The sequence below is a fragment of the Acinetobacter sp. YH12254 genome (genome assembly GCF_013417415.1).
Lineage (GTDB): Bacteria > Pseudomonadota > Gammaproteobacteria > Pseudomonadales > Moraxellaceae > Acinetobacter > Acinetobacter pseudolwoffii.
This window is the reverse complement of record NZ_VPEB01000034.1, coordinates 1-7,038: the sequence shown is the minus strand read 5'-3', so window position 1 is coordinate 7,038 and position 7,038 is coordinate 1. Positions and strand designations below refer to the sequence as shown.

The following is a 7,038-nucleotide window of genomic DNA, read 5'->3' as shown; positions in this document are numbered from 1 at the left end:
GGACAAGCATCGTCATTTTATTATGGTCAGCCTCAGGGTGAAGTGTGTCTAATCAACAGGGTTTTCGGTCTCTAAGTACTTTTTAAAGGGAACATCATCGACTCAAATCTCTATTTGCAACAGTGCCGTTCTATGCACCGGATTTTTCTATTTGGGGCTTACAAACAAACATTGACCTAGAACGACAAAACGTAGTTTTTATATAGCTAGTTATAGCTAACTTACAACTAGGTTTAGTTATTTTAATTAAACTATTGATTAAGCCCACTTAACATATTGATTTATTAATTAATATTTTGATTTTTTGATATATTCCGCCACTGAATATTACTTGAATAGCGTACAAAATAATCAATAGAAACTGCTGTAGTTTCTGAATGACCTTTCTAGGTCCTTAGTTTATAAGCCTGCCTCACTTTCCTTGAGCGGGCTTTTTTTTGCTTGGATTTTAATTGTCATTATTCAATTACTCCTTTGATGGGTTGAATAGCCACTGATTTTATAGATACCTTTTAGTTAGATTTTTCAGTTTTTATAAGAACTACTGATTAGGACCTTGACACCCTGCTTTTTACTGGATAATCTTATTTCAACGCAGCAAAATCTGTGTGCAGGCGTGAGAACCTGATAAAATATCTAGGTGCAATTAAATGTCGCACTTGCGGCTATTTTTTTTGCCTACTGTTAAGCAGTCCCTATGGTAGCTTAGCAGGGCAGCTTCGTGCTGGCTGATCCTAGATTCAGTATTCTCACCCCTGTTAAGTTGCCTCCATTGCCGTGAGAAGCGATGGAGATAATTAAACTCTTATCTAGGAAACTGCTATGCATACTAAATTCAATGATGCAAACCCATGCATGCCAAAAAACCTCGCTAAACAACTGATTGTCGAAAGCGCAAAACTTCTGAATCATCAACAACGTCAAGCCTTGCTCGATATTTTCATGACTTTAGATCAGGCGGAAAAAACAGCTGAAAATACACTTCAACAACATGCTGTAGCGCAACAAAGCACCCACAACTTTTCTCAAGATTACGAATGCCAAGAATACAATCAGGAATATTGGTCAGGTCATTACTATGATTCTTACAGTCAAGAATATCCGGAAGATTGGGTAAAACGGACTCAGTCCACCCCAGGTCGTCATAAGTTCCCTAGAACTGCTTACTGATCGTGGGGGGGGCCTCTTTAAAAGTAGGCATCATAATCCGAGCTACTCGACCGAGTTGGCTCGGATGAATACCGGGGAAACTGAGGGATTTGAGAACCTGATGACAGTCGTTGAACTGCATATTAAAGAACTCAATACCTCTGCTGCCTAAAGCATTCACTACACGATTAATCGTATCAAAACGTGGTGCTTAATCCTGACGTAGGACTTTGTGGAGTGCCTCACCCCAATCCCTGCTTCTTTAGCGATTTTGAGTCATGCCACGAGCTTTAGCAATAACACCAAATTCATATTCTAAAAGCGGACATTTCTACTTTTGGCTACTGAATTTCGTATATGAGATTTTATGTTAAATATAGTCTCAGGCTAATAATTTAAGCTATCTTAGTAAGTTCAAAAAATTATCAAAACTATCACATACTTCTATCAATTCTAATTTAGGCTGTCCATGTTGATCCTTGATATATTGATCATGGTACATAAGAACTACTTTCGGATTATTAACGTCAGATCTGTAGTCAAATCCGATATAGTCACCACAACCATTTAGTCCAAAGACGACTATCTTATCATGGCCATATATATCCTGATCTTGACAGTTTTCAATATGATCACCTCCTACCCCTTGTCCAAAACAACAAAAGGCTATGCTAGATTCTCCAACTTCATTGTTAGAATCAGAATATTCAAAGTTATTCTCAATAAATTGCACCCCATTGTGGGAAGCAATCAGCTTTTTATAACTTAAAGGAAAATTAATTTTATTATCTTGCTCAAAAATCTCTATGACCTTTACGTCGATTGATCCGAAGTCATACATAATATTTAAGTTCTGATAAGGCATATGATTGTTTTACCTGCTAGGAATAACGAATTAAAGACATAAAAAAGCTAACCTCTTGTTAGGCTTTTGCGTGTTTGAAGCTGAGATCTGAATCCTGGTGGATCTTATATTCCATTGTTTAATGAATAGACCTCTCTTGCGTTAGTCAAAATTTAAACAGCCGCAAGCTATATTTTATAAGGTTTTAGCGGATTCAAAAATTAGGTAAAAGCATACTTTCGCACGGGGTCTAATAATCATTAATTTATAGAATATCTATATTTTTAGTTTCATACTTTATTACTCACCCTCGTATGAAAAGGGCCATCAAAAGATGCTTATGTGGGTTGAGAATTTTGGTGGCTATTTAGAAGAAGCTTAATTTTGTGTAGTATTACAGCCTAATATATAAGTTCCTACTTCATTAAAATTTCTTATAAATCAGAGAAAACTATGAATAAATTATCTGTTATTTTGACTATTCTTTTAGGGGTTCCTTCAATCTCTGCCCATGCTAGAACTCTAACTCAAGAAGTTCTTTCTGAGGTAAATACGGCATGTCAGTCTCAATTATCCAATGATTATACATACAGAGAATGCGATTTGCCGGTTCCGTATTTTCCTTTTGGAAGTGATGCTGAATTTAAAAAGAAATTTATGGCTGTAGTCACCCAGGCGGGATATAAGGTTAAAGGCGACCCGGTCAGCGAAATTGATACCAAAGTACATCCGATGTTTATTGTATATGGCAATGTGCTTTCCACAAATACAAATATTATGAGAAATCCTAAGGGTGCGCTAATTGATAAAGCAGGTGTTGAATATAGTGTTCATCTTTATTATGCACCGTTTACAAACAAGCTGATTATTAAGCCTTTATCAATAAAAGGGCACGAATATGCTAGTTGGATAGGTGATCTACAGGATGCGACTTTGCGTAAAGGCATCATCCAATTTGGTAAGAATGCATTTATACAAAGTCGGGGCAATACAGAAGAAAATCAGCTTATATTTAAAAACTGGATTAATAAAGAACTCCGCGAGTTCAAACTCAACTTAGGTGTGAATGTAACCTATCCTGGCTTTAAGTATTATGATGCTAACTACCTTCTACCTCATGAAAAAAAATAACCTCTTTTGCTGCATGTAGCCCTATTCGTCGGGCTTTTATTAACTAAAGGCGGGTCCTTATGTCTGCCATCAGGCAAACCACTCTATATTCCGGTAGGTTATCTTGGGGTAACCTATCTATTCAAATATAAATTATCTAATAGTTACCAATTTTGTAGAAACTCTTTTTTTAGATTTAAGAATTTTCTTTTTTTTCTTTCAAGAAAAGAGTTTCGTTTAAGATATTCTCACTTTCTCTTAGAAACTTAGCAGTTTCATGTAGTGCTAAATCACAATTCATCATTGTATTTATAGGATTTTTCACTTTACGTGCATCGTCAGGTTGATAGTCTGTATTTGAGTTTTCACTAAGAGAAAGAGCAAATGCAAACATTGCTCGGTTCTCTCCATCTAGTCTAAATACTTCATCTAGAACACGATTTTTTTCTAAAAGTCGAGCCGTGCCACTAGTTTCAGGTTTATTAGAGTCATTATCGTGTTTTGACATTGCAATAAATGCTTTTGATGCCAGGCACGAAGTGTTTCAGGAGTACAACCAATCTTAGGCGCAATTGCTGTGATTGCAGCCCAAGTAGAAGGATAATCTTTTTCAGATTCAATCAATAATTGAACCGCTCTTTCTCTGATTTCAGGGGTATATTTTAATTTTGTCATCGGGATAGTCTCTCAGAATATTGACTCTCCGACAAACCCGGTACGGTTCAATATCTAAAAAATTGGTAACTACTCACCTAGTTGCATATAAATAATAATATTTGTTAAAATTTATACATTGATATTTATATATTTTTAATAAAAATTTATTTGTTTAAAACGGGATAATTCGTGAAAAAATTATTTTTATGCGGTGTCGCATTAGCTTTGTCAGGTTGTTCAACCACAGCTCATTTAATTTTCAAAGACTATGATAAAAAAGTATCTATTGAAAATATTTCAAAATACAAAGATGTACATGAACTAGTAAATAAAAGTACTAATTTTAGAGGACCATATGCTTATAAAACTCCAGATATAAAGGATCAATGGATTACAAAAGAAATTGAGATTCCTGTCGATACTTTAAAGTTGTACTGTCAATCAATAGATGGAGGGACTTTTAATTCATTTAATGACTCTACAGCGGCAAATATTTATGACCGCCAAAAGGGGCTATATACATGTACAAAAAATTCTAAAGTACTTTGGGGAGCTGAAGTAAAAGTCCCAAAACTAAATATTAATTCAAGTGGAAACTTTGCTACAGCAAATATGTTAATTTACACTTTAACACCTAGCCAGTATCAATCAATTCTTAATTCCCAGCGAGAGTATCGTCTAGCAGCAGAGCGAGCTCAAGCAAATCAAAGAGCTGAAGAAGCAAGGCGTACCGCAATTATAAATTCAAGAAAGAAACCTTCACAAAAAGATATTGGACGATCAATTTGTAAAGATACGATCATAAATATTCCAAATAATATAAAAGTATTCGGTCAGCAACAATACGAAAAATTCGAAGGTGTTGTTGTTGGTAATCTTGAGAGTATACCGACTAATAGCCAAGAACTAAAACTATCTATTCGTGGTGTAAAACAGAATTATGGCAGTGTAAAAGCTATTCCATCAGCCCATTTTCAAAATATATATTTAGAGGCTGGTAGAATCATTTGGGATAAAAAGTCAGATTGGTATTTATGTAATTAAAGAATAGATATGGAATAGTGAAAATCAACAAAAATCCTGACATTCTGTCGGGATTTTTTCTGTCTTGAATTTGAATTTCGTATAACGAGATTTTATGTTAAATCTAAAAATTAAAAATCCCAATTAGGTATTGGGATTTTTAAATAGAACTATAATAACTTTAATTTAACCATTATTCAGTGAGTAATGTATATTAGTTCAGGCTTGATTAGACATAACTTTTTTACTGTTGTGGAACATTCAAGAAGTGAGGATCGTTATTGAGTAAGTAATCAATACTCTTGTCATATACACCACACGTTATATGAATTTGACCTGTTCCAGAGCCAGTTTGAATCATAGAAACAACTGTTAATCCATTGCTATACGGTTGAGCCGCATAGTACATATAGCGACCATTTCTATTCTTCTGATAAGTGTGTTTATTAAACTTATAGTTTAAGTTGAATTTTTTTGGATCTTCCAATGTGTTTTTTATTACATCTAGATCGCCTCGAACAACAGTTCTAGTGAAGATACGGTTAATACCCTTTCGATCTACCCCTCTACGTTCATCATATCCCAGAGCAACACGTATAACAGGCAAGCCATCTACATTAGAGATACCTGCTTTATTGATTGATGGATATGTTGAGTTATATTTTTCCTTGTTGATCCAACCGCTAGTTTTAGATGAAAACAATTTGGCAAAATCAGGATTATTAACCACAATAGATTTAGCATTAGTGTGTTGAAATTCTAAGTTTTTACAAAGTAACTGATCCCCAAGCTCACTTGCATTTGATAAAGCTGATACAAAAACTAAACCCAATAAACTTAATGACTTTTTCATTGCTTTCTCTGCTTTACTTATAACCTACTTTTAAAAACAATATATGAAAAGTAAATCAAAGTACATGAGACTTCTTTCATAAGTCGTTTTTCACTCAGTTCCAAATTATAGATTCCAGCAATTAAATTAAATCTAAACCCTAGTCTTTTGCCTCGGTTGCAATATCGCTCAGCAACGATTTTGAAGATTTTCAAACGACCAAATACATGCTCGATCCCAATTCTTCTTTTATTGATTTACTGATTATAGATTTTGGCTAGTATCAGGTATATTTAAGTCAATGAAAAAATGTATTTTTTAAGGTTTTAAATATTAATTCCTTCGGTTATATTTAATTTGCTTAACACTACTTTATATGTTGATTAAAAATGAATAAGTTGAATTTTCTAAAAAATTCTTTATTAGTTACAAGTTTAGGTTTCTTTTTGGTTGGTTGTGGTAGCTCCGATGTTGAAACAACGCAAGAACCAACATCTACAAAATCAGAAGAAGCTAAACAATTTGAGAGAGATATAGCCAATAGCCTGACTGTTAGCAATGTTGAGGAAGTAAAAGTACCTGACCGTAGTGCATTCCGAACAGTTGATGGTGATTTTTTAGAATTATATGAATTAAAAGAAAAAGTATTAAAGATTAAAGATACAAATAATGTAGATCGTGAAAATAACTTCCCTTTAGACAATATATCTTCTCATAGATTGTTTAAAGATATGGATGTACTTATGGAAAATAACCCAGTATTAAAAATGGAAAAAGCAAGAGTTTCTGTGCTTCCAAAAGTAATAGAGGCAACTAAAGATATTAAAGAAGTTGAGTACATCAAAGTACCATTTAACATTGATCAAAAATCACATAATGGCCCTGTGGCATACCTCTACAGTTGGAACAAACCACAAGGGAAAAACATCTTTGAAGCTTCCATGCAAGTAACTTCTAATTCAGATCATTTAAGATATGATGATGGTTTAGGTTCTTTTAAAATAGGCCCATTAACTCAAGAACAGGAATTGGAAATTGTACGTGGAGATTTAATCCGCAAAAATATGCAGGGTGATGCTTACTACATTGTTCAAAGAGATCAACGTCGTTCAATGGTGCTTGTACCCGCTTATTTAGACTACAAAATTTTGAATGAAAAAGGTGATGTTGTTTATAAAGCGAGTGTAGATAAGTTTTAATAAATTTATTTAAAATACGAAAAGCCATTTGATTAAATCAGGTGGCCTTTTCAAGTTTTCCTACAATTAACATAATACACGTTATACGAATTCCCAATGTTAGAACCCATTTAAAGTGTCTATATTCTCACCAATAAAAATGTCTGGTTTATGATGGTTTTTATCACCATGGACTGGATATAAAATATAGATGCTGATCACTATGTCTGACAAAGAAATTCAAC

At 33.9% G+C, this 7,038-nt stretch carries 7 protein-coding genes and 3 pseudogenes; 5 read left to right on the top strand and 5 right to left on the bottom strand.

The annotated features are described in order from the left end of the window. Window positions 1-75, top strand: a pseudogene (locus FTV29_RS14700) (IS6 family transposase); the annotation flags it as partial. 747 nt (window positions 76-822) lie between these two features. Further along, on the top strand, window positions 823-1,170 hold the full coding sequence (locus tag FTV29_RS14695; protein WP_131291479.1) for a hypothetical protein: 348 nt from the start codon (window positions 823-825) through the stop codon (window positions 1,168-1,170). Window positions 1,171-1,549: 379 nt separating this feature from the next. Here the strand turns inward: FTV29_RS14695 and FTV29_RS14690 are convergent, their stop codons facing one another. Next, window positions 1,550-2,014, bottom strand: coding sequence for an SMI1/KNR4 family protein (locus FTV29_RS14690; RefSeq protein WP_180075662.1), 465 nt, complete (start codon window positions 2,012-2,014; stop codon window positions 1,550-1,552). Between the two features lie 432 nt (window positions 2,015-2,446). Between FTV29_RS14690 and FTV29_RS14685 the strand changes: the two genes are divergently transcribed. Then, window positions 2,447-3,124, top strand: a complete 678-nt coding sequence (locus FTV29_RS14685; protein ID WP_180075661.1) for a hypothetical protein — start codon at window positions 2,447-2,449, stop codon at window positions 3,122-3,124. Between the two features lie 175 nt (window positions 3,125-3,299). On the opposite strand, the gene FTV29_RS14680 is transcribed toward FTV29_RS14685, so the two are convergent. After that, window positions 3,300-3,611: a hypothetical protein gene (locus FTV29_RS14680; protein WP_180075660.1), complete on the bottom strand. Its 312-nt coding sequence runs from the start codon at window positions 3,609-3,611 to the stop codon at window positions 3,300-3,302. Beyond that, window positions 3,611-3,778, bottom strand: a pseudogene (locus tag FTV29_RS14675) (IS3 family transposase); the annotation flags it as partial. The pseudogene FTV29_RS14675 and the gene FTV29_RS14680, both read right to left, overlap by 1 nt. 171 nt (window positions 3,779-3,949) lie before the next feature. Between FTV29_RS14675 and FTV29_RS14670 the strand changes: the two are divergent. After that, complete coding sequence (locus tag FTV29_RS14670) at window positions 3,950-4,804, top strand: hypothetical protein (protein ID WP_180075659.1); 855 nt, start codon at window positions 3,950-3,952, stop codon at window positions 4,802-4,804. 223 nt (window positions 4,805-5,027) lie between these two features. Here FTV29_RS14670 and FTV29_RS14665 read toward each other — a convergent pair whose 3' ends face one another. Together FTV29_RS14665 and FTV29_RS15205 are read right to left on the bottom strand one after the other, a co-directional pair. Beyond that, on the bottom strand, window positions 5,028-5,636 hold the full coding sequence (locus FTV29_RS14665; RefSeq protein ID WP_180075658.1) for a hypothetical protein: 609 nt from the start codon (window positions 5,634-5,636) through the stop codon (window positions 5,028-5,030). A gap of 17 nt (window positions 5,637-5,653) precedes the next feature. Further along, window positions 5,654-5,848, bottom strand: a pseudogene (locus tag FTV29_RS15205) (hypothetical protein); the annotation flags it as partial. 156 nt (window positions 5,849-6,004) lie between these two features. On the opposite strand from FTV29_RS15205, the gene FTV29_RS14660 reads away from it, so the two are divergent. Next, window positions 6,005-6,814 (top strand): hypothetical protein, encoded by an 810-nt coding sequence (locus FTV29_RS14660; protein ID WP_180075657.1) that lies wholly within the window; start codon window positions 6,005-6,007, stop codon window positions 6,812-6,814. Window positions 6,815-7,038 lie beyond the last annotated feature (224 nt).